The 23,800-nt window shown below is 46.4% G+C and carries 20 protein-coding genes; 4 read left to right on the top strand and 16 right to left on the bottom strand.

The annotated features are described in order from the left end of the window. The first annotated feature begins 366 nt into the window (after positions 1-366). Positions 367-2,688 carry a tetratricopeptide repeat-containing sensor histidine kinase gene (locus OP864_RS08245; RefSeq protein WP_270100726.1) on the top strand — a complete coding sequence of 774 codons (2,322 nt, stop codon included), beginning with the start codon at positions 367-369 and terminating at the stop codon, positions 2,686-2,688. Further along, positions 2,678-3,547, top strand: coding sequence for a response regulator (locus OP864_RS08250; protein ID WP_270100727.1), 870 nt, complete (start codon positions 2,678-2,680; stop codon positions 3,545-3,547). The genes OP864_RS08245 and OP864_RS08250 overlap by 11 nt, the downstream gene beginning before the upstream one ends. A gap of 409 nt (positions 3,548-3,956) precedes the next feature. Here the strand turns inward: OP864_RS08250 and OP864_RS08255 are convergent, their stop codons facing one another. From OP864_RS08255 to OP864_RS08265, 3 genes are all read right to left on the bottom strand, one after another. Continuing rightward, a complete protein-coding gene (locus tag OP864_RS08255; protein WP_270100728.1) occupies positions 3,957-4,364 on the bottom strand; it encodes a hypothetical protein in 408 nt (135 codons plus the stop codon). A 4-nt stretch (positions 4,365-4,368) separates the two neighbouring features. Continuing rightward, a complete protein-coding gene (locus tag OP864_RS08260) occupies positions 4,369-4,938 on the bottom strand; it encodes a hypothetical protein (protein ID WP_270100729.1) in 570 nt (189 codons plus the stop codon). A 573-nt stretch (positions 4,939-5,511) separates the two neighbouring features. Next, positions 5,512-7,851, bottom strand: a complete 2,340-nt coding sequence (locus OP864_RS08265; protein WP_270100730.1) for an efflux RND transporter permease subunit — start codon at positions 7,849-7,851, stop codon at positions 5,512-5,514. A 459-nt stretch (positions 7,852-8,310) separates the two neighbouring features. Here OP864_RS08265 and OP864_RS08270 point away from each other — a divergent pair, with 459 nt between their 5' ends. Next, complete coding sequence (locus OP864_RS08270) at positions 8,311-9,138, top strand: T9SS type A sorting domain-containing protein (RefSeq protein ID WP_270100731.1); 828 nt, start codon at positions 8,311-8,313, stop codon at positions 9,136-9,138. 11 nt (positions 9,139-9,149) lie between these two features. After that, positions 9,150-9,953: a T9SS type A sorting domain-containing protein gene (locus tag OP864_RS08275; RefSeq protein WP_270100732.1), complete on the top strand. Its 804-nt coding sequence runs from the start codon at positions 9,150-9,152 to the stop codon at positions 9,951-9,953. 180 nt (positions 9,954-10,133) lie between these two features. On the opposite strand, the gene OP864_RS08280 is transcribed toward OP864_RS08275, so the two are convergent. The 13 genes from OP864_RS08280 to OP864_RS08340 form a co-directional block, all read right to left on the bottom strand. Continuing rightward, positions 10,134-11,786 (bottom strand): hypothetical protein, encoded by a 1,653-nt coding sequence (locus OP864_RS08280; RefSeq protein ID WP_270100733.1) that lies wholly within the window; start codon positions 11,784-11,786, stop codon positions 10,134-10,136. Then, a complete protein-coding gene (locus OP864_RS08285; RefSeq protein WP_270100734.1) occupies positions 11,787-12,104 on the bottom strand; it encodes a hypothetical protein in 318 nt (105 codons plus the stop codon). 4 nt (positions 12,105-12,108) lie between these two features. Next, positions 12,109-12,390, bottom strand: a complete 282-nt coding sequence (locus OP864_RS08290) for a hypothetical protein (RefSeq protein ID WP_270100735.1) — start codon at positions 12,388-12,390, stop codon at positions 12,109-12,111. Positions 12,391-12,403: 13 nt separating this feature from the next. After that, the gene (recG, locus tag OP864_RS08295; protein ID WP_270100736.1) at positions 12,404-14,512 is read right to left on the bottom strand and encodes an ATP-dependent DNA helicase RecG; all 2,109 of its coding nucleotides are present in this window, start codon (positions 14,510-14,512) and stop codon (positions 12,404-12,406) included. A 553-nt stretch (positions 14,513-15,065) separates the two neighbouring features. Continuing rightward, a complete protein-coding gene (locus tag OP864_RS08300; RefSeq protein ID WP_270100737.1) occupies positions 15,066-15,506 on the bottom strand; it encodes a hypothetical protein in 441 nt (146 codons plus the stop codon). Between the two features lie 3 nt (positions 15,507-15,509). Then, positions 15,510-15,926 (bottom strand): hypothetical protein, encoded by a 417-nt coding sequence (locus OP864_RS08305; protein WP_270100738.1) that lies wholly within the window; start codon positions 15,924-15,926, stop codon positions 15,510-15,512. Between the two features lie 42 nt (positions 15,927-15,968). Then, positions 15,969-16,484, bottom strand: coding sequence for a hypothetical protein (locus tag OP864_RS08310; RefSeq protein ID WP_270100739.1), 516 nt, complete (start codon positions 16,482-16,484; stop codon positions 15,969-15,971). Between the two features lie 205 nt (positions 16,485-16,689). Continuing rightward, positions 16,690-17,493, bottom strand: a complete 804-nt coding sequence (locus tag OP864_RS08315) for an SDR family oxidoreductase (protein WP_041329892.1) — start codon at positions 17,491-17,493, stop codon at positions 16,690-16,692. A gap of 408 nt (positions 17,494-17,901) precedes the next feature. Next, the gene (typA, locus tag OP864_RS08320; RefSeq protein ID WP_270100740.1) at positions 17,902-19,725 is read right to left on the bottom strand and encodes a translational GTPase TypA; all 1,824 of its coding nucleotides are present in this window, start codon (positions 19,723-19,725) and stop codon (positions 17,902-17,904) included. 337 nt (positions 19,726-20,062) lie between these two features. Next, positions 20,063-21,874, bottom strand: a complete 1,812-nt coding sequence (locus tag OP864_RS08325; RefSeq protein WP_270100741.1) for a hypothetical protein — start codon at positions 21,872-21,874, stop codon at positions 20,063-20,065. Between the two features lie 110 nt (positions 21,875-21,984). Further along, complete coding sequence (locus OP864_RS08330; RefSeq protein ID WP_015692457.1) at positions 21,985-22,503, bottom strand: ferritin; 519 nt, start codon at positions 22,501-22,503, stop codon at positions 21,985-21,987. Between the two features lie 172 nt (positions 22,504-22,675). After that, positions 22,676-23,071 (bottom strand): YbjN domain-containing protein, encoded by a 396-nt coding sequence (locus OP864_RS08335; RefSeq protein ID WP_270100742.1) that lies wholly within the window; start codon positions 23,069-23,071, stop codon positions 22,676-22,678. Between the two features lie 320 nt (positions 23,072-23,391). Beyond that, entirely contained in the window at positions 23,392-23,757 is a 366-nt protein-coding gene (locus tag OP864_RS08340) for a hypothetical protein (RefSeq protein ID WP_002658631.1), read from the bottom strand. Between the last annotated feature and the right edge of the window lie 43 nt (positions 23,758-23,800).

Below are 23,800 nucleotides of genomic sequence, written 5' to 3' on the forward strand. Positions count from 1 at the left end.
TTATAAATTATCCTTTAGTTCGTAGCTTGAGGCTGTTGCTTGCAGAGCAAGCAATTTCTTGATCAGATAAAAATGATGCTTAGGATCAAGCGCTCTAATTATAGCCTTAAGAAAGGCTGTGTAACCCTTTTTAAGAAAAAGCTAATTTTGACCTATTCAGTTAAGCTTTTTTATGCATTATAAATACTAGTAACTCTTAACAATTCTATCAGGATTTAGAGGAGCGAAGCGACTGGCTGAGGGATGGAAAGCAGTGGCCCGCAGGGCCAGACCGAGCAAAAAAGCGCAGCTTTTTTGCGAAGGGCCGAGCGAATAGCGAGCTGCGACACAGCCCGACCCGCCCGCAGGGCGGGGCAGCCCCAAAAAATGCGTATAATTACAAGCGTCTACAGATTATATATTAACAGCAACTGTAAAATGAAATTACCTCATCTCCCCCTATTAGTTGTTTGTCTTTGTTGTTTTGGGTCTAGTTTATTGGCTCAGAATGGATTAGACAGTTTGTATCGGGCCTATTACAGCTTATCTTTTGAGGAGGACCGGGCTATCAAGACGCAGATACTGGCTGATATTATTACTCAGGAAACCTATAGAAACCCTGATTTGGCGCTTCGGCAAATTGATAGTTTGGCCTATATACAGTGCAAGTATGGGAGTTATCAGCAGTGCATAGATGTCAATTATCGAATTCGGGGGAGTTATTATGCGGCTTTGGGCCAAAAGGTGCAGGCCTTGAAATACTACAGAAGCTATATTGATTCGGCTGAGATTAGTGGCTGGGGTGGGGGCTATTTCCTTATAGATGTGGGCAATATTTACTACAGCTTCAATTTGAATCCTTTGGCCAGAAAACTCTACCAAAGGGCCGAGCAAATATTTAGAAAAGAAAAGCATCTAAAGGGCTTATCTACCGTTTATGGCAACTATGGCTTATTGGCTCAGCGGCAAGATAGTTTGCAGGCGGCTATTGGCTATACCCAGCAAGCGATTCACTATCAGTTGCAGGCCGATACGATTCCGATGCAGCTAGCTCATGCCTATACTATTTTGGGCAAAATGTATGAGCGCAATGGGGAATATGATAAAGCTGAAGAAGTCCTAAATAAGGCGATTAAAACCTTTGAGGAACATCAAAGCATTAGTGAATATCAACAGTTTAAGGGCTATCATTTAAGCGCCTATGCCTACCTTATTGAGGTCCATGAGAAAAAAGGAGAAACAAAAAAGGCCAAATATATTTTAGAGGAATTACTGCCTGAGGTAGAGCAGAAAATATTGAGCATAGATAATGTTGACTTTTATTTATCTATTGCATCTACTCAAATGGAATTGGGCAATATGGAGCAAGCAGCAAGCAGTTTGCAAAAGGTGGAAACGCTTTTATTGGGCCAAAAAAATAACCATTTGCGCCTGAGTCTGGACCAAGCCTGGGCCAAATACTATAATCTTTCTGGCGAGGATAAGTTGGCTGCCAAAAAATGGCAAAATAACTTTGAGCAAATAAAAGAAATAAGAAAACAAGATAGCCGCTCGCTTTCGCTAAGCGAGCTGCTGTTGCAGCAGGAAAAAGACCATATGATCCAGCTGCAAAAGCAAAGCCTAAGAAGTGCAGAAAAGCAGGGCTATTATTTGTTCCTTATTGTTATCATTAGTTTGTTGGCGCTTCTCTCTACTAGCCTTTTTTTATGGAAAATCAAGGCCAAAAACAAAATACTGAGCAATTACGCCCAAATTATTAGCCGCTCTAATGAGAACAAAAAAACCTTGTTGTCGGTTATTGGGCACGACCTGCGCAACCCCTTCAATTATTTGCTCCACCAAAGCCATATCCTGCTCGAGCGCTTTCAGCATGAGGATGGTCTTGTTACTTATGCCGACCTACAACAGCTGGAGCAAAGCAGCAAGCAAATTTACCTGATGATGGAGGAGCTGCTCCAATGGGTCCGCTTAGAAGACCGAGACCTCAGCGCCAATTACCAAAAAGAAAATCTCAGCCAGTTGCTGCATGAAGTCTTGGCGCAAGAAGAGGATCTGCTGCAGCAGTCGGTCCTCCATATAAATGTAGAGCTGCCCAAAGCGATTTATCTAGAAACAGATGCCAATCTGCTCAAAATTATTTTCCGAAATATGCTGATGAATGCCGCTAAGCATAGCCAAGCCCATGAGCAAATTCGCCTCAAGGCAACCGTAGAGAATAACCAACTTTTGGTCTCTATCCAAAACCCTGGCATCATGCCTAGCCAAGCAGTAGAGAACCTAGATCAAGAAGAGCAGCTCGACCGCGTATTTAAGGGCCAAGGCCTTGGCCTGAGAATCATTAAGCAGCTGAGCCAGCAATTAGGACTGAGCTTTGAAATTGGCCAAGGCGAAACGGGCTATGTGGCGGCTAGCCTCCTTTGGCCCCCAGGTACCCCCATCAAATTAGAAGAGGCTGCCCGCCAAGCGCATCAACTTGAAGACCCTAAGGAAACCTACTCTCCAGGATTTTTAAGTACTTTGCAGCAGCAAAACCTCTTGCAATTCGAAATCTACGAGGCCCAACCGCTTTATGTCGCCTTGAAGGAGATTGCAAAAGAAAACTGTAGCCCCGCAGATCAGCGGCTGTTTCAACTCCTAGAAGATGCCGTCTATGAAGGCGATCGCCAAAAACTAGAAGAACTTTACGAAATTATCAATCATGCCCACTAACAATCACCAGATCTTAGCTGGAAAAACTATTCTGATTGCCGAAGATGACCCCCGAAATCGACGTGCAATTATTCAACTCTTTGCCAATTGGTCGCCAACGACCCAAATCCTGATGGCTCTAGATGGCCAACAATGCCTCGATATTATGGCCCAAAGATCCGTAGACCTCATTTTACTGGATTGGGATATGCCCCGAATGAATGGCCTCGACTTGCTGCAAGAACTCCAAAAAGAACAATATCTGCCCTATAAAAATATTCCAATTGTGGTCTATACCGGCGCCATGACCGATAGCCTCCATCTCGCTAAGGCCCTAGAGTATGGGGCCATTGATTTTCTCCGAAAACCCGCTCCCCCCATCGAGTTATTGGCCCGAATTAAGTCGATCCTCAAACAAAAAGAATGGCAGCAACAAATGAAGGCCGCCGAGGCCGAAGTTAAAGCCCTACAACTCAAACAGCTCCAAAAAGATTTGCAACAGTCGCTGCTGGTCCTCGCGCACAAAAATGAATTATTGCTCGAACTCAAAGCTAAAATCGAGGACACTAGCATCCAACGCCAACGCCTCCTCCGAGAAATTAACCAACTCATTGAGGCCGAAGATTATTGGCTGCCCTTCCTCCAACAGTTCCAACAAATGGAACCCGATTATCAACAAAAATTGATGCAAATCGCCCCCGATATCTCTCCCGCAGAACTCCGCCTGGCGGTCCTGATTCGGGCCGACCTCGATAGCAAAAGTATCGCTCAATTACTCAATATTAGTTTGCATGGCGTGAAGAAAAGCCGCTACAGAATCCGAAAAAAATTAGATTTAGAGACGAATGATAGCTTAGATAAGTTTCTGAAAAACATATAGTTATCGTTGTCCACTTCTTGTCCACCCCCTTTTTTTTGAAAAGCTGCGAAAAGGGCCGTTCTTGTGCTTGACAATAATCCAATTAGCTTTTGCTATGACGATTAGGGTGTAGTGTAATTTTGCTTGGCATTATCCGTTTACAAAAGGGGCGGATAATGCTATTTTTTTGCCCCTATAGGTGTTTCCCTTTTGTTTTTTTTGGGGCTGCCCACTCGCTTCGCTCAGGTCGGGCTGTGTCGCAGCTCGCTGTTCGCTCGGCCCTGCGCGGGCTGCGCCCGCTGGGTCTGGCGCTTCGCGCCACTGCTGTCCATCCCTCAGCCTGCGGGCCTTCGGCCCTGCAAAACCGAAAAAAGCGGCAGTTGACTAAATCAACTGCCGCTTAGCGTACTATAAAATTATATGTAAATCACTATCTCCACTCACGGTCAGTAACCCACTCTACTTCTGGGGGCTCAGTAGCCAGCACCTCAAACATATCTTCTAGGCCCATCATATAATGAACAACCTCTTCCTTTTTGAAGTAAACACCCAAAGATTCTTCCATTATCCAGTCAACAAAATCAGAGCCACTAATTGTAATCAATGAAAAACTGGTAGTTAAAGCAGGAAATGATCCTATTCGATAAGACTCATTGAAGGAGCGATAACCCAAAAAGAAATCAAATTTAACCCTTAAAAAAGGCTCTCCCTTCTTATCATCTCCTGTCGTCAAAATAATCTCTAAATCACTAGAATTGTCTATAACCCTTTGCACATAAAGCTCCTCTGGAAGATTAGGTAGTGGCTCCCAAGCTTCTACTTTGATTTCGTTTTTCATAAAATTAAATTTTGTCTAAATATCTAAATTTTAATTTGCGTTTGCCTTTTTGAATCTCTAAGTGGGCATTGCCATCAGCTTTTCCTTTTTTTCGAACAATGATCGTTCTGCCATCTTTTAATGTGCCTATTCGTCCTTCATTCTTTTCGTTCGGTAAAGGTCTAATATTATCTGGATTTAGGGCATCAAACTCTTTGTTCGCTGTTTCAAAATCTCCTACTCTTTCGTATTGTTTACTTTTTCCACTAGTCTTTTGACCTATTTTTGAAGCTGCAATCAGCTCTTCTACGGTGGTGGGCAGTTTTGCATTTCTAGTTAGCTTTTTAGCCGCTAACTGCTCTCGTTTATACTCCCTAATCAGCTTTTCATAGTCCGCTTTAGGAATTTTATCCCCCTCACCGTATTTCCCTAGTTTTCCTTTCTGTAAAAGGACAAAGTTCTCATCATCTAGCTTATAAATTTTAGGAGGGAGGTGGGAGCCGAATTCTATTTCTGGCGCCTCTTGTTTGCCCAGCTCCTTTTTTGTGCCAAATCTTCCAAAAAAGGACCAAAATAAGGAAGAGGAGTACTGCACCCCTCGGCAGGACTTAGTGAGCTCCTCGCTTGGGGTTGTATAGGTTATCAAGAGGATTTGGCTAAGTCCTCGCTTGGGCTAGGGGATCTCCTTTAGAGGGCATCTGTACATCCTCTTTTGGACTTACTTAAGTCCGCTACACTATAGGCCTAGTTCCTCTTTAGGACCTCTATAGGTCCTCCTTTGGAGTAGTTCAAGTCCTGCCGATGACTAGCCCAAGTCTTCCTCTTTAGGTAGAAGAATGGTCCTGATGACTAGGAGGACTGCTCTGGAGGATTAGATATAGCCCTCAAGATAATATACAAAACCCCTATGGAGGGCTAAGGCTAGCCCTCCCGATGGGTAGCTGTACCCCTCTTGATGGCTAAAAGTACCCCCCACAACAGAAAAAGGCCCAAAACCTAAGTTTTGAGCCTTTCCTTATGGAGTCCTACAGGCGGCGAAGCCGCCGCAGGCCTAGCGATGTGCAGCAGTGGCCCGCAGGGCCAGACCGAGCCGCTGAAAGCGGCGAAGGGCCGAGCGAACAGCGAGCTGTGAAACGTAGCGCCGACGAGCGCAGCGAGGCGGAGGCCCCTAATCCTTATGAATGGCTCGCAACATCACAGGAATGATAAAGACGTCGCAAATGAGGGCCGAAAAGAGGGTCGAGCTAATGAGTAGACCAATAGTGACCGCCGGCGGATTGGAAGAAAAGAGCAGAATCAAAAAGCCAAAAAATAATATGACCGAGGTTAAGGTGACCGCTTTTCCCGTCTCTCTTAAGGTCAGTTTTAAGGCTTCATCAGTACTTAAACCCCTCCTTTTCATTAGCTGATAACGGCCCAAAATATGAATGGTGTCATCGACCGCAATGCCGAAAATAATGGCAAAAACAATGGCCACGCCCGCCTCTAAAGGGATTTGCAAATAGCCCAAAATAGCCCCAGCAATCAATAAAGGCAAAATGTTGGGGACCAAGGCCACCACAATCATCTTGAGGTTGCGATACAATAAAGCCATCAATAAACTAATGACCAAAATAGCAAAGCCCAAGCCCTTGAGGAGCGAATCGCGCACATAAACCGAGTTTTTGTCTACAATAACGCCCGTTCCCGTTTGCCGAAACTTAACTACATTCGTATCAATTTCTGTCTCCATAAAGTCTTGCATCTCGGCCATAAAGGCCCGAATGCTATCAGCGCCCACATCAAGTAAGCGAGCCGAAATCCGACCGTATTTTTGGTCCTCACTGACCAACATGCCCAAGTTGTTGTTGCTGCCCAGTTTGGCCGCCAACTGCTGGTATTTGAGAAAGTCTTTCTCTTTTTCAGGCAGCTTAAAATAAGCCGAGCGGCCCGAATGAAAGGCCTGATGCAGGCTCTTATACAACCAACTAATGGAAGAAGTAGAGCGAATGGCGGGAGATTCCATCAGGCGCTGCTCCACCTTGTCCATGGCCTGAATGACCTCAAAATCTTGCAGACTATGATCGCCCTGGGCCATTACGGCCAGCTCAAAAGGCCGAAACCCACTAAAGTTTTGCTCAAAAAAGTAAAAGTCTTGGGTCACCTGCGCCCCCTTGGGCAAAATCTGCTTAATCTGGGTGTTGGTATTGACCTGCGCCACCCCAATTCCAGCCACAATGGCTATGGCCGCAATGCCCGCTACCACTCGCCAAGGGTAGTTTTTGCTAAAGGTATGCACCCAATCAAAAAGGCCGTGCCACTGCTTGTTGCTCTGTCCCGCTGGCCGCAATTTGATGATCTGATCCTTATCGAAAAGGACCAAAAGGGTATAGCTAAAGAGCATGACGGTCCCATAGGCCAACATCACCCCAATGGCCGCATTGACCCCAAAGTTCTGAATGGGCTCTAAGCGAGAACTGAGCAAGGACAAAAAGCCCACAGAGGTGGTAAAAGAGGTCAGAAAAACAGACATCCCAATCTCTTTAATGGTGGTTTGTATGGCTTCCATCTTGCCCCTACCCGCCGATAATTCATCGACATATTTGGACATGACGTGAATGACGTCGGAGGTCCCAACAATGATCATAATAATGGGGTAGAGTAGGGCCATGGTGTCTAGCTCTCGGCCCAAAAATCCTAAAACGCCCACAAAGAGCAATAGCCCCAAGGCAATAGAAGAAAGAGAAATGACTACGCCCCAAAATCGGCGGAAAATGAGCCACATGATAATCAGCACCAAGAAAAAGGAAACCACCGTAGAGAGAATAAATTCCTTAATTTGCATTTGGACCAACTCGGTCTGAAAATTGGCCCGACCCAAAAAATGATAGTCCAAAAAGCCCATTTCATCTAGCTTGGCTCGCAAAGCAGCCATCAATTTTTCGGCTGGCGGCTGCTGAATATTATCTACCGTTTTTAGGACCACCACCAAGGTTTTGGCATCTGCCGAAATGAAGTTATTGACCAAACGAGGATCGGCCAAAACCTTCTTTTTATCCCCCGCATAACGAGCCGTATCCTCCAAATGAACGGCGGGAATACTACTAAAAGAAAATGGCGTTTTTAAGGGAAATTCTACCTGCAAAAGCGAGCTGCTCTCCACAATGGGCCGCACTTTATAGCTGCCGTCTTCTTGCTTGAATAGGGTTTTGCCCTCCTCCCAGCGACTCAAACCAATTTTGGAGAGCTCAAATTCTGTATCTCTGGCCGCCAGCGAAAACTCCCGAACTTTGGTCAAAAATTCTTGCTCAAATACCCCCTCTGGCCGATGCAAAGCCACCAGTAAAAAGTTGTCGTCTGGCTCAAAACGCTGCTTAAATTCATTGTAAAACTCAAGGTCGGGGTCACCCTTCGGAAAAAAATCCTCAAAGTTGAAGCTAAAGCCCAAACGACTGCTAGCCGCCCATGCCCCCAAAAGCGAAAGGACCAAAAAGCTGCTAATGATAATTTTTGGATAACGAATATACATAGAATAGTTGTTAGTGTTTTTTCTGAAGGATTTGGGGCCTCCGCTGCGGCTTCGCCTTGCGGCGCTACGCTGCGGGGCTCGCAGGTCTGCTCGGCCCTTCGCAAAATTTCGCTACGCTCATTTTGCTCGGTCTGGCCTAACGGCCACCCGCTCCGCATCGCTAGGCCATTACCGCCCATCAGTTACTCCCTTCGGTCGTTGAGCTGCAGCCTTTTTGGACCAAAAACAGCGGCCTCAAATCCGCAGTTTTAACAGCCTTTTAGGAGAAAAGTCAGGGCAAACAGAAATTTTTTTTAAAAAAAACTGCTTTTGCAGGGTAACAAAATCAGAGAAACGGCCATAAACAAGCAGTAAAAGTTCTGATAAGTTAGTTAAGTTAGGTCTAAGGGGATTTCCAGAAAAAGTTTGGAAATTCCCTTTTTTTTATGTCCTGATTGTAAAAAAAAACTATATTGTATTTTGAATCTAGAAACAAAATATGATATGAAGGACTATTTTTTACTACTTTTCTGCTCTTTGTTCTTGTCTCTTGGACTCTCCGCCCAGCAAAACCTCAGCTTTGAGGATTGGGCCATAGATAGCCAAGGTATAGAACAACCGCTGGGCTGGCAGACCAATAATGTATATACAAACTTTCATTCGGTAACAAAGTCAGTGCTGGCCAGCAGCGGCCAATATGCCGCTCGCTTAAGGACCAATGGCTTTTCCTTTGAGGGCCGAGCACCAGGGGAATTATCTACTACTTTTTACCCTAGCCAGCCTATTCAGGGCTTATCTTTTGATTTGCAAGTAGACAGCCTCCGAGATGGGGCCTATATTGAGCTGAATATGCAGGCTTATCAGCAAGGGCAGCTCGTTTATGCAGATACCGTTCAGTTTAATCGCTTACAAACGAATTGGTCCAGACGCTATATCGCTATTCCCCAAAATAATTTTGATAGCCTTAAGCTCAGTTTTGTGGCTAGCTCTTATATGACAGGCTTTGGCTATGAAGGCTATGCAAGCTGCTATATTGATGATATTCGTTTGTCTCAGGCTAGTAGCATTCGTTCTTTAGAGGAAAATAGCTTTTCTGTTTATCCACAACCCGCCCAAGACAGAATTTGGCTCAAGGAGGTCGAGCAGCTCGATTTTGAGCCCCGTTTATATAGTTTGCAGGGGCAGCTCATTCGCTCTTGGAGCAAAAACAGCCAAGAACTAGATCTCTCAGGTTTGGCGACAGGTCAGTATTTGCTTGTACTGCAAACGGCCAAAGGAGCCTATAGTCAAATTTTGCAGGTTCACTAATATCATAAATAATGACAGTACGTATTTTACTTAGTCTACTCTTTCTATGGAGTAGCCTACTCTTATCCGCCCAGCAAAATCTCAGCTTTGAGGATTGGGCCATAGATAGCCAAGGTATAGAGCAACCGCTAGGCTGGCAGACCAATAATCTATATGTTCCCTTAATTTCAGTCAATAAAAGTAGTCTAGCTAGCGAGGGACAGTATAGCGTTCATCTTTCCTCAAATGCTTTTCCCCCAGAAGGGCGAGCGCCAGGGCATTTATATACTAGCTTTAGCCTAAACCAAGCCCTGCAAGGCTTATCTTTTGATTTGCAAGTAGACAGCCTCCGAGATGGGGCATATATTGAGCTGAATATACAGGCTTATCAGCAAGGGCAGCTTGTTTATGCAGATACCGTTCAGTTTAATCGCTTACAAACGAATTGGTCCAGACGCTATATCAATATTCCTCCGCAAACTATGGATAGTTTTCGTCTAGAGTTTATTGCAAAAACGTTCCAAACAGGCTTGGGCTATGAAGGCTATGCAAGCTGCTATATTGATGATATTCGGTTGTCTCAGGCTAGTAGCATTCGCTCTTTTGTAGAAAACACATTTTCCTTTTACCCACGACCGGCCCAAGACAGAATCTGGCTCAAGGAGGTCGAGCAGCTCGATTTTGAGCCCCGTTTATATAGTTTGCAGGGGCAGCTCATTCGCTCTTGGAGCAAAAACAGCCAAGAACTAGATATCTTAGGCTTGGCGGCAGGTCAGTATTTGCTTGTTCTGCAAACGGCCAAAGGAGCCTATAGTCAAATTTTGCAGGTTCACTAGTTGCTGTTTTACTAAGCGAAAGGTCCTTGCTGCGGGCTTTCCCGCAGCATCGGCTGAGGGGCTGTAGCAGGGCCGCCGAAGGCGGCAGACCAAAGCGGCTTTGCCGCTGCAGGGCCGAGCAGACCTGCGAGCTGCGCAATGGCCCGACCCGCCCGCAGGGCGGGGCAGCCCCAAAAAACACTAGTTCAATTTGTAGAGAATCAGCCGTTCATTGCGATAAATAACTTGATAGTGCCTATTTAGGCTATCGGCAATGGAGGGAGGGGCCTTATAGTCTTCCGTATCGAGCAAAACATAGGGAAAATGAGGACCAAAATTGGCCTGCTCCTGACTGCCAGCAAAGGGCATGGGGCAGGCCAATTTGCGTTTGGCCCGCAAAAAATAGTATTGCAAAAGAGGCTTGTCGTAGCGGGCAAAACTATAGCAAAGATCGGCTTGAGGGTCGGCTAAAAGGAGCTGGGCAATCTTTTGGGCCTCGGCATCTAGGGGGCGGCTCCAATGCAAAAAATAATGTCCCCGACTGGCCCAAAATTGTAGCCCTAGAACTAAGCCAAGGGGGAGAATAAATGCTTTTTTAAAGGGTATTTTGGCCAAGGCCAAGCCCAAATAGGGCAAAAAGAACAAATAGAGATAGCAAAAAATGCGGTAGGGCCATTGTTGGTCCAAAAAAGGCAGCAAAATGGGCCAAAGTAGAGAAAAAGCTAGCCAATAGCCTCTTTTGTTTACCAAGGGCAAAATGCCCAAAACAAGCAGTAAATAGGGCCAGAAAAGGGGCAGGCGCCGCCCTAAAAACTGCCAATCAATGAGGCGGTAAAGATAGAAGTAGGTATTCCCCAAACTTTGGCCAGAATCCGCCGCGGCCCCCGCCAAAATCTGAGCACCATTGGTCAAGATAAAAGGACTGTATAAAAGGAGGCTGCCCAGGGCAAAGAGGAGCTGTTGCCGCCAGTAATTGGCTTGCCCAAAGCGAGAAAGGGCCAGGCCCAAATAAGGCAAAACAAAAATGGGATTGCTATAAATACCGCCCCAAGCCAAAAGGAGCAAAAGCGGCCAAAGTTGTCTGTTCTCTTGGCTATCGGCCCAAAGATAAGCCCCCAGAAAAAAGAGTAAAATGCCGTAACCACGGCCCAAAATGCCATAAATATAAATTGGAGGCGCTAGGGCCAAAAGGGCTAAAATGGCCAGCCCCCAGCGCCAGCCCAACAAGCGTCGATAATACCAATAACTAAAGAACATCAGCCCAAAAATAGCCAAAAAAGAAGGCAGCCGAAGGTCCCAGGGACCAGCTACACCCAACTGATGCAAGAGGCTACTACAAAAAGTATAGAGAATGTGGTTATTGTGTGGGCTAATTAGGCTAAAGAGCGGCGAGCGGCTACTAAAATGCAAAAAGCTCCAGGCTTCATCGTATTCTATGGGCAGTTGCTGAATTTGGTAGAGCGTACTAATGGACCAAAAGCATAAAACAGGCAATAAAAAGGCCCATTCTATGGGCTTCGTTTGCCTAAACTCTTGGCCAATAAGTTGGACCCAAAGCCGCAACTGCTCTGCCGCAGCCGATAGCCAAAGGGCTCGTTTTTTATAGGCATAAGCCAAAAAAGCCAGATAGCCAAGGGCAAAAAAGGGTAAACTATAGCCTAAAAACAACCAGCGGCTTTTGGGGAAGTAATCTTGCTCAAAGCGGTCTAACCAATCACTTTTGCCAGCCCAAGCCAAAAGCAATTGAGCAAAGGACTCATAGTCTAGCCCCCAAAATAAATAGGCCAAAAGGGCAAATCCCCCTAGGCCTAATAGCGCCCCAAAAAGGGCCAAAGTAGTTAAGTGTTTTTGCATCTACCTCTTTTTAAGCTCATCTATTATAATGCGCAATTGGTCAATCTCCTGCTTGAGGGCAATGGGTTGTTTAGGCGCCCAATCCTGCTCACTAAAGCGCTCGTCCATGACAATATGCTCCAAATTGGCCAGGCGTTTTTCCTGCTCGTTTTGGGTTTTTTCTAGCTGTTCGAGCTTTTCTTCTAGGCGAGCAAGTAGGTCTGCTTGTTCTTCACGTTCTTCCTGTTTTTTTTCTCTTTTAGAAGCTGGAACCACAATAATGGTGAAGACAAAAATAACGACCGCCACCACAAAGGCTAGGAGTAGAATAGTAGGCATAAGATTACTTTTTATCGGCTTTTCGCAAAATATCTAGCTCTTCTACTGAAAGCGAGATTTTTTCTTTTTCTCCAGTATTTTCTAGCTCTGCAATGCGCTCTTCTAACAATTCTTGCTGCTGAAAAAGGTGGCCAATTTGCCGCTTGAGCTCATTGACTTCCTCTTGGTTTTTATTGGAATGTTGTAATTCCATCTTTTTCATTTTTCCTTTGTAGGTCAGAAAAATGGCCAAAAGGGGAATTGAAAAGACCATAAAGATGGCTAAGGCATCCGTAAAGGGTTCCATATAAGAAAGGGGATTAAGAGATTTTACTAAAGGTTCTTTGCTTTTGGGCGTGCAAAAGCTCGCGTTTGAGCGGCAGGTTTTCGGGCTTTTCAAAGAGGGGGTCTTGGGCCACAATTTCTTTGGCTAAGTTTCTGGCCGTTTGCAAAATTCGGCCATCTTTGGCCAAATCGGCTAGGCGCAAACTCAAGATACCCGACTGCTGAGTGCCATCGATACTTCCTGGTCCTCTCAATTTAAGGTCTGCTTCCGCAATTTCAAAACCATCTGTCGTTTTGCACATGGTTTTCATCCGAAAACGGCCTTCTTTAGACAATTTATAGCCCGTCATCAAAATACAATAGGCCTCTCCACCGCCTCGGCCCACTCTTCCCCGAAGCTGATGCAGCTGGGCCAAACCAAAACGCTCGGCATTTTCAATGACCATGAGGGTGGCATTGGGCACATTTACGCCTACCTCAATGACCGTAGTGGCCATGAGGATTTGGGTTTCTCCATTGGCAAAACGCTGCATCTCATAATCTTTGTCTTCCGCCTTTTGGCGGCCATGCACCACACTAATTTGATATTGGGGCTGTGGAAATTCTCTTAAAATGCTTTCATAGCCTTCCATCAGGTTTTTGATTTCGGCCAAGGCTTCTGATTCCGATTCTTCAATTAATGGATAGACAATATAGACCTGATGCCCCTTGGCTATCTGCTCTTTTATTTGCCCAAACACCCAAAGTCGACTACTCTCAAATTTGTGGGAGGTCTGAATAGGCAAACGGCCCGGAGGCATTTCATCAATGGCCGAAACCTCCAAATCGCCATAAACGGTCATGGCCAAGGTGCGGGGAATGGGCGTGGCGGTCATGACCAAAACATGGGGCGGGCCAGCCGCATTTTTTTTCCACATTTTGGCCCTTTGCATCACCCCAAAACGATGTTGCTCATCAATAATGACAAGGCCCAAGTTCTTAAATACTACCGCATCCTCAATTAATGCGTGGGTGCCAATGAGAATATGGATACGCCCCTCGGCCAAATCTTCTAGCAATTCTCTACGCTGAACGCCCTTGATAGAACCCGTGAGTAGCTCAATCCGAATATCCAGTCCCTCGGCCATTTTGAGCAGGGACTCAAAATGCTGCTGGGCCAAAATTTCGGTAGGCGCCATTAATGCCGCCTGAAAGTCGTTGTCTAGGGCCATGAGCATAGACATAAAGCCGACCACCGTTTTCCCACTCCCCACATCGCCCTGCAAAAGGCGGTTCATCTGCTGGCCCGAACCAAGGTCCTTGCGGATTTCTCGAAGGACTCGCTTTTGGGCGCCCGTTAGCTCAAATTTGAGGTTGTTTTGGTAAAAGCCATTGAAAAAGCCGCCAATATGCGGAAACAAATGCCCTTTGGTTTCTAGTTGCTTAAGGCTTTTGCGCTGCAAAATGCGCAATTGCAAAAAAAAGAGCTCCTCAAAAATAAAGCGTCGGCGGGCTTGGTCTTTTTGGGCCAAGGTTTTGGGAAAATGAATGCCAATTAGGGCCTCCAAACGGCTGGGCAGCTTCATGCTATCGAGCAAATATTGGGGCAGGGTTTCGGGCAAATGCTCGGGCTCTTTATAAATTGGAATCAGGGCATTGCGGATAATTTTATGCAGGTCCTTAGACTTAATCCGCTTGCTGGCCATTTTTTCCGTTACCCGATAAACGGCATCCATCCGGGGCTCTAGGCTACTATTTTTGGCCGTTAGCGGCTCCAGTTCTGGGTGAGTAATGCTCAGATTGCGGCCAAACTGCTGCACCTTGCCATAAATCACGTATTCAATGCCCGTTTGCAGTTGTTTGACCCAATTGAGGCCCCTAAACCAAACCAGCTCAATTTGGCCCGTATCATCTCTAAAAATGCCGACCATCCGCTTTTTTGCGCCCTCGCCATGGCTATCAATTCGGCGCAAAATTCCTCGAATTTGCACTGGGGTTTCATTGGCCTCTAGCTCCCCAATTTTATGAAAAACGCTACGGTCAATATAGCGAAAAGGGTAGTTCATCAGCAGTTGTTCTAGGGTAAAAATTCCCAGCTCCTTTTTGAGTAAATCGGCCTTTTGTGGCCCAACTCCCTTGACGTATTCTATAGATTTCTCTAACATAAAGCGCTGATTTTATGATTTTTTTTGGGGCGTTACTCCTTTCAGTCGTCGAACTGCGGCTTGCAGCCTTGTTGTCGCTGCGGCTTCGCCTTGCGGCGCTCCCTTTCGTGGCTCGCAGGTCTGCTCGGCCCTTCGTTTTTTCGCTACGCTCAAAAACTCGGTCTGGCCTTCGGCCCCCCTTACACATCGGTTACTCCCTTTGGTCGTCGAACTGCGGCTTTCAGCCTTGTTGTGGCCAGTCGCTTCGCTCCTTTGCGGCGGCTTTGCCGCCTGCTAAGCGTATTTGGACCAACTTGCTATGCTTCAAAAATAAGCCTACAATAAAATAAACGCAAGTTTTGAGTTGATTTTGTCTGCTGTTAGAATAAAAAAAGAGAGCAAAGTCCATCTTTTGCTCTCTAGAGAGGGGCGCGCCCAATTGGCCCAGCGCTGCGGAGGGGTGGCCCGAAGGGCCAGACCAAAGCCGCCGAAGGCGGCTGCAGGGCCGAACAGACCTGTGAGCCCCGCAGCATAGCGGCGGCCAGCTTTGCTGGCCGCGGGCCCCCAAAAAAAATTAAAGGTCCCAAAAAGATTTTGGGCGATTGATATAATCTTGAAGTTGGCGGATGCTGGTCCAGAAATAGCGGCCAGCAAAATAGAGGGCCACCAAGCAAATCACCCAATGCAAAACATGCAAACTGAAGATAAAGAAAGGGGCCAAAAAGCCAAAGCTAGCCAGCATCATAAACAGGCCAATACCAATTGTAATGAGGCTATAGGCCAGCAATTGCCGCATATTTTGCAAATATTGTTTGCGGTGCCAATCTTGGTGTTTTCGGACCACATAAAAGGCGTGCAACAGCTGCCAGGCCGTGAGTAAAAGGACAAAAATGCTGCTATAATACAGCAGCCCAAAATAGTTAAAATGGAGGGCAGCCTGTACCGCCCAAAGGATAAAGAGAATCAATTGGATCGAGAAATCGAGTAGTAGGCGATATTTGGTAATGCGAAGCATAAACTAGATCGTTTTGTAGACCGCAAAATAGAGGTCTCGGAAACAGAGGCCCAAATAGCCAAGGGCAATAATGCCCGCCAAAAATGGCAAAATGGCTACCGTAATCGGGATGGCGCTGCTAATGAGTGGGAGCAAAAAGGCCCCTACTCCAGGAATATGTAAGGCCATCCAGATACTGCCCCAAAAAACGGCAATGAGTATAATAGAATAAAAACTATACTTCAAAAAAGTTCGTCGGCTGTGCTGCTCAAAAAAGCGATCATAGATGAGGCCATTGGGCAGTTGCCAAGCCAAAAAGATAAAGGGAATGACCGTTAAGAGCTCGAAAAAGTTTTCGGTCTTTCCGATTAAAAAGGCAAAATAGAGGAGTAAAACAAACTGAATAAAACAGTCGAGATAAAGATGTTGACGGGCATTCATAAGGCAAAAGGGATTGATTTGGGCCAAAGTTAGGCAGAAAGTTTAAGAGTTGGCTCTTCGGGCTCTTTGTCTTTCTTGAATCTCTAGCAAGCTGCGTTCATCTTCATCCAATTCGTCTAAAACAAGGCTAGTTTTTTCAGGGAAAAAACTACTGCTTCCGCTATCTTCAAAGCGGCCAGTTAGCTGCAAATACGTGAGGACATAATAGACGGTGGCAATAATCATGGGAGGGACAATAATGGTCCCAATAATTATGAAATCGCCATAAGCGGCATTGGCAATGGCAAAAAGGGCGGCAAAATAGACTCCGCAGGCCATCAAGTACTTTTTCCGCATCGCGCTGCCATGCCGGATACTGCGGACCAAGCCGCTAAGCAGCTGAGTACCTCCTAGGGGAATTTGCATCAGCAGGGCATAAATAAAGGCCTCATTGCTACTGCCCATAAAATAAAAGGTTTCATTGGCCATGGCTATGAGGTAAAGCAAAACGGTGGGGAGGTAGACCAAAGACTGCACAATAAAGTCAAATTGGAGCATCCCTTTTGTGGGCGTTTTCATAAGCGTAGGATTAAGGTGGGGAAAGTATTTACTCTTAATAAGTTAAGTCTATATAAGTTAGCCCTTTTTAAAGATAATTAGCCTAAAGCATTTGTTATTTTTACGCAAGTTGGTCCAGATAGTTTCAAAACTTTCAATTTTTATTGAAAGTTTATTTTTGGGCCTAAAAAGGGCGCAGTCATCTGCGCCCTTTTGTTTACTATCTTTATTCAGGCGTTTCGCCCATCATAATTTCGCTCATGCCCATATTAGAGAAACCGCCATCATGGTAGAGGTTCTGTAGGGTAACATAGCGAGTATGATCGGAGAAGAGCGAGAGGCAGTAATCTGCGCAAGCTTCTGCGGGGGCGTTGCCTAGGGGCGACATTTTGTCGGCATAGTCTAGGAATTGGTCAAAGCCTTTTACGCCAGTACCTGCGGTAGTGGGAGTAGGCGATTGTGAAATGGTATTTACACGGACCTTATTGCGGACGCCAAAGTGGTAGCCAAAGCTACGGGCAAAAGACTCGAGTAGGGCCTTAGACTCTGACATTTCGCTGTAGTGAGGAAATACTCTTTGGGCGCCGATATAGCTAAGGGCGAGAATAGAGCCCCATTCGGCCATAGCATCCTTTTGCCAAAGGGTTTGCATGAGTTTGTGAAAAGAGATGGCAGAGATATCAAAGGTTTTCTGCATCCAGTCATATTTGAGGTCGGTATAGGCTTTTTTCTTACGAATATTGACCGACATACCGATAGAGTGCAAAACGAAGTCAATTTTGCCACCCAAAATCTCTTGGCTTTTTTCTACCAAGGCTTCTAGGTCTTCCAATTTAGTGGCATCGGCAGGGATGGCCTGGCAGTCTAGCTCTTTGGCGAGTTCATCAATTTGGCCCATTCTGAATGCGATGGGCGCATTGGTCAATACAATATCTGCCCCGGCGGCCTTGGCCTGCTGGGCTACTTTCCAGGCAATCGATTGCTCATTGAGTGCGCCGAAAATGATTCCTTTTTTTCCTTTCAAAAGCATAGAATCAAGTTTGTTTTGTGTACAAATTTTGGCCTCTTGGCCTTTGGGGGTGATTCTGCCAGCAAAACTAGCAAACTTCAAGGGCTTTGCCTGTTTTTTGGGCTAAAATTTATTGCTAGGCCCCTTTAATCAGCTGATAAAGCTGGGCCCCTTTGTTTGTTGAGGGGTTTAGCCCTTATCCTTATATTATTGCGAAGCAGTATCCATATAGCAGGCGGCGAAGCCGCCGCAGGCTGAGGGGCTGTAGCAGGGCCGCCGAAGGCGGCAGACCAAAGCCCGCAGGGCTGCAGGGCCGAGCAGGCTTGCGAGCTGCGCAATGGCCCGACCCAGCCGCAGGCTGGGGCAGCCCCAAAAAAAACGTCCCTTTCAGCAAACTGAAAAGGACGTTATATAAAGGCCGTTTAGGGCTTATTTAATCACCACATTGGCGGCATTGTTGGCGCGTTTACGCTCATGCTCTTTCAAGAAGATTTTGCGTAGGCGCAGACTTTCGGGCGTAATTTCTAGGTACTCATCTTCCCCGACATATTCCATGTATTGCTCCAAAGAGAACTGCAAGGGGGGAGGCAACTTGGCCTTATCATCGGCACCAGAAGAGCGCATGTTAGTGAGCTTCTTCGTTTTGGTAATATTGATCACGAGGTCATTTTCACGGCTGTGCTCGCCAATAATTTGGCCTTCGTAGATATCTACACCGGGAGAGATGAAGAAAATACCGCGATCTTTGAGTTTGTCCATAGCGTAAGGAATAGACGTACCATTTTCCAAAACGATCAATGAACCCTTGTTACGAGAAGGCAATTCGCCTTTCCAAGGAGCGTATTCTACAAAGCGGTGGTTCATGATGGCTTGGCCAGCCGTAGAGTTGAGGACCAAGGTACGCAAACCGATAATTCCACGAGAAGGAATCATAAATTCGAGGTGCATCAAGTCGCCTTTGGGCTCCATGATGGTCATATCGCCTTTGCGCTGAGTGACCAACTCGATGATTTTACCAGAAAACTCATCGGGAACATCTACAGCAAGCAATTCGACGGGCTCCATTTTTTGGTCGTCAATCATTTTCACGATCACCTGAGGCTTACCTACTTGGAACTCATAGCCCTCGCGGCGCATGCTCTCAATCAATACAGAAAGGTGCATTACACCACGGCCAAAGACCATGTAAGAATCGGGGCTTTCGGTTTCTTGAACACGAAGGGCCAAGTTTTTCTCTAGCTCTTTGTGTAGACGGTCGCGAAGGTGGCGAGAAGTAACATATTTACCCTCCTTACCAAAGAAAGGCGAATCGTTAATTGTGAAAAGCATACTCATGGTAGGCTCATCAATTTTCATGGGCGTAAGGCCTTCGGGGGCTTCAAAATCAGCGATCGTATCTCCAATCTCAAAGTTTTCAATCCCTACAACAGCACAAAGGTCACCATTTATTACGGTTTCGGTTTCGGCCTTGCCCAAACCATCAAAAGTATAGAGTTTACGTACTCTTGACTTCTCGATGCTGCCATCGCGCTTCACTACAGAAACGGGCTGGTTTACCGAAAGCGTACCACGGTGAACGCGGCCAATCGCCATACGGCCAACATACTGAGAGTAGTCCAAGCTCGTAATTTGCATCTGCAAACTTCCCTCATTTTGGGCAGGAGCAGGAATATCTTCTAGTACACGATCGAGGAGGTAAGAAACATCGGCTGTTTGTTCTTTCCAATCAGGACCCATCCAATCATTTTTGGCCGATCCATAAACCGTATTAAAGTCGAGCTGCTCTTCGCTAGCATCCAAGTTGAACATCAAGTCAAAGACATCTTCTTGCACCTCATCGGGGCGGCAGTTGTCCTTATCTACTTTGTTGACCACCACCACAATCGCCTTACCGAGCTCAATAGCTTTGCTCAATACATAACGAGTCTGAGGCATAGGACCTTCAAAGGCATCTACCAAAAGCAGTACGCCATCGGCCATATTGAGCACTCGCTCTACCTCACCACCAAAGTCGGCGTGACCAGGAGTGTCAATAATGTTAATCTTGGTTCCTTTGTAATTGACCGAAACGTTTTTGGCCAAAATGGTAATTCCCCGCTCCCGCTCTTGGTCGTTATTGTCCAAAATCAGCTCTCCTGTTTCTTGATGAGCATGAAAAAGGCGGCAATGGTGAAGAATTTTGTCTACCAGGGTGGTTTTTCCGTGGTCTACGTGCGCAATGATAGCGATGTTCCGTAGGTTCTGCTTTTGCATACAGCTAAGTTGAAAAAGATCTGTAAGAACAAACTCATAAGACTATGGACCCATTTATTTTTTTGGGGCCTCCGCAGCAAAGCTGCGGCGCTACGTTTCGGGGCTCGCTATTCGCTCGGCCCTTCGGCGGCTTTGCCGCCTCGGTCTGGCCCTGCGGGCCACCCCTGCACATCGCTAGGCCAATTGGAGGCCGCCAACTTTTGGCTTGCCCAATGACCTTTTCGTCATAAGTTGCTCTAAATGAATAAAAAAAGCAGCCCCTTGGGGAGCCGCCTAAGCTGCCGCAAAAGTACAGCTAAATCTTTGAGTAATAAAGTTTTTTAAAGTTATTTTTAGGCTATTTTTCTTTAATGGCCTCTATTTCATTGAGTTTTTCGACCGCTTTGCGCAGCTCGGCCAAATTATCTAGGGCCTTAAAGCTTAGTTTGTAGGGCAGTTTGTTGGCCCGCTCTGCCGATAGGTTGATGTAGATTTTGCCTTCTTCTTCATAAAAGGCAAAGAGCCAAATGGGCGCTTCGGCCTGCAAATTCGGAAAATTGAGGTTTTCGATATCTGTGGTTTGGCTGCGCACCGCATATTGGCTGGCCCGATCTATGGCGATGCCTTGCATTTTGTAGGTGGGCAGCTCTTGCCCAAAGGTAAAGGCCTTGTAGGTCAGGGGCGTTTTGGGCGCTGCTTTTTGGCCCAAGGCCAATAGGCCCAAACGCTTGCTAGGGACCCACAAATAATGAAGCTCTTGCCCCAATAGATCGGGCGCAAAGGCCCGAGCCGCCAGTTTTGGCCTTAATGCGCTTAGGGCTTTGGCCAATTGCTTTTGCTCTTGGGGCGAGTACTGCTGCCAAGCTTGGCGCAAACGCTCCGCCTCATAATTTTGGAGTTTAGGCAGGCTGTCTCGGGCATCTTGCCAGCGCCGCAAGGCCTTGAGGTAGATCTGCTGCAAACTATCTCGCTCTTCACTATAAGCCAGATATCGCTGCTCATAAGCTCCCTTAATTTGGGCCAAACTATCCGAGAAGCTTTGCAAAATGGCTGCTTGTTGGTCCTCGTTTTTCTTTAGGCGTTTGTGCAAAATCTCCAACTCCCTTTGAAACTCCATTTGCTCTCTGGCCTTTCTCTTTTTTCCTCGCCAACGCTTTTTTTCTTTTGCGGCATAACGTGCCTTACAATCGTTAATGAGGCCCAGATAAAAGTCGTTTTCTTTGAGCAAGGGCCGCAAGGCTTGGCTATCTAGTTTGGGGTATTGCGGTTTTGGGGGCGCTACTGGAAAAGGGGGAGGGCTGGGTTTGGCGGGCAAGGCCAAATCTCGATAAACAAAAAGGCTATCATTTTGGGCCAAATGCAAGGGCAGGCAAATGGCTTGGCTATTGGGCCAGCGGCCCAGCTCTAGGCGGCCCCACTTTAGGCCCTCTTCTTGGTCCCTAGCGGCATAAAGGCCCAGTTTTTCTTGATGCTGTACCGTTGGCAAGAAAAAAGAAATACTTTGATTGGGGGCCAACTTAAGGGCTTGTCCAGCCCTTTCGGCCTGTATTTCTACAATTGGACCTAGGGCCAAGTCTTGGCTTTGGCTAGCCAGCCAATAGGGCAGGAGCTCCGATTTGCGCAAAGCCACTTTTAGCTTAATCTGAATGGGGTCGCCAGTTGGACCAAAAGCTTGGGCGGGAATAAAAATCAGGGCGCCTTCAGGGCTTTTAAAGTAAGCGGCTTGTCCTGGATAAAACAAAAAGCTTTGGTCCTGAATACTGGCCATCCATTGGGCCAAAATAGCTCGGCGGCTCTGATAAAAGTTAGGAGCAGGCCCATCTTCTAAGCTGAGGGTATCGGTTTGCTCATTTTCTTGGTAGTGGCTGGCGATGCGCAACTGGATAATATGTCCTGCTGTTTTGGGCAAATCGGCCTGAGGCAAGGCCTTGCTCTCAAAGCGAATGCGGTCTTTGGGCCATTGACAGCGATTTAAAATTTGCTGTAATAAATAGCTGCGCTTGCGGACCAAATCATAGTAGGACTGCTTTTCTTCAAAGTAGTTCATTTGGCGCTCGACCACAATCCAGCTGCTATCTATAGCTTGGGCATTTTGGACCAATATGCGGATACTATCCACCCAAGCTTGCTCGGGCAGCGCATCGGACTTAGGCGCAAAGGGAATGCGCAAATCTTGGCCCTAAAGGCTGGGCGCCGAAAGCAGGAAAATAAAAAGCCAGCCCCAAAGAGGAGCTAGCTTGCAAAAAGGTAAATTCATTGATCAGATAGATTCATCATCGATTAGGCCTCGGCTTCTTCTGCGGGCCGGTTCTCGTTAATCTGCTGTAGCTCTTTGTCGATATAATAGAGGCTTTGTGGGCCATCGCCAATGAGCTTAATTTTATCTAGAATATCGCGGACCATGGCTTCTTCTTCTCTTTGCTCGGCCACATACCACTGCAAAAAGACCATAGTAGAGTGGTCCTTTTCTTCTTGGCTAAGGCTCATGAGTTCATTGATAGAAGCGGTAACCGCCTTTTCTTGTTTATAAGACTTTTTGAACACCTTTTGGACCGATTCGAATTCGGTTTCGGGTTGTTCGACAGCGGGCACGATAGCGTGACCATCCATTTCGTTTACATAATGAACAATCTTGAGCATATGCATACGCTCTTCATCAGATTGGGCATAGAAAAACTGGGCACAGTTGCCAAGGCCTTCACGGTCGCACCAAGAAGCCATCGCTAGATAGGCCGAAGAGGCGGCCGCTTCTTGAGCGATTTGAGCATTGAGTGCAGCAGTTATTTTTTTAGATAGCATAAGTGTCTAATTTTGAAGAATGATAACAAAGCGGGCCTGTAGGGGCCGGCTAAAAAAGAACAAATGATGCCCTTTGCGAGTTTACTCAAAAGTAAGACAGCGGGCGCAGAGGCCCAATAATAGGGCAAAGTTAGTTCTATTTTAGAATTTATCTAATTCTAAGTAGCCTTATCTAGACTGATTTGGCCAGTTGCTCGATGAGCTCAAAATTTTCGACTAGGGCGAGGGTGAGGGAGTTGATAGAGCCCTCTAGCTCGTTGAGGTCCAAGTTTTCTAGTTCTAGAGTATCTCGATAAATGAGTTGTTGGCCCGATTCATCTAAGACAAAGGCGCCAAAAAGTAGGTAGCGGTTGGCTTTTAGGAGCTCTTGGCATTCTTGGGCCGACAACTGTTCTAGTTGGAGGAGCTTTTGCTCGATGATGAGTAGATTATCTTCACAATCTAAGATCATTTGGTGGATGCCTCTATCTTCATTGGAGATAATGAGGATCTCTTCTTCGGAAATTTCCTTGAGGATTTCGCAATCTAGTTCCTGGATAAGCCCTTTGAGCTGCTTATAGTGCGACATATTTATAGATTATTTTGAGTTTGCTGTTTAGCTTATTTTTGCTTGGCAACCAAAGCTAAGGATTTAATTGCGTTTATCAAATTTTGCTGATTCCTTGGCGGGAAAGAGGGGTCGATTTGGCCCAGCGCTGCGCAGCCGTGGCCCGAAGGGCCAGACCCAAGCCGCCTGCGGCGGCTGCAGGGCCGAGCAGACCTGCGAGCGGCGCAGCATAGCGGCGGCCGACCTAGGCAAAGCCTAGCCGGCCGCGGGCCCCAAAAAAAAAGAAACACCCCCTACTCTACAGCGAGAATAGGGGGCGTTTTATACAGCAGAAAATAGGCCTATAAAGGCAGGATTTCTGCGGGAATTTGGTTAGCCTCAATCAAGCGTTTGGCAAAAGCCTTATGGCCATGAGGAGCAAAGATGAACAAACGACCTTGTTTGGCACTACTGAGGTAAGAAAGCAACTTCCATTTGTTAATGACTTGTCGCTTATCAGAAGATTTGAGTGCAATCTCAAAGTAACATTTGCGGCCCATCGAAACGGCGGTGATATCTGGGGCAATAGAGTCATTAGTAGAGCTTTGGGTAAAAGACTTGGGGTCTTCATAGCCTTCTACAGCGGCTTTAATATTGCTATATCCCTTTTTCTCTACCCATTCTACGGCCTTCTCGATAAATGGAATTTTTTCTTCAGCTACGGTCATGATGCTTTTGCAGTTTTGGAGGCTAATCCTCTTGTGTACGAAA

This window comes from Saprospira grandis (assembly GCF_027594745.1).
Taxonomy (GTDB): domain Bacteria; phylum Bacteroidota; class Bacteroidia; order Chitinophagales; family Saprospiraceae; genus Saprospira; species Saprospira grandis.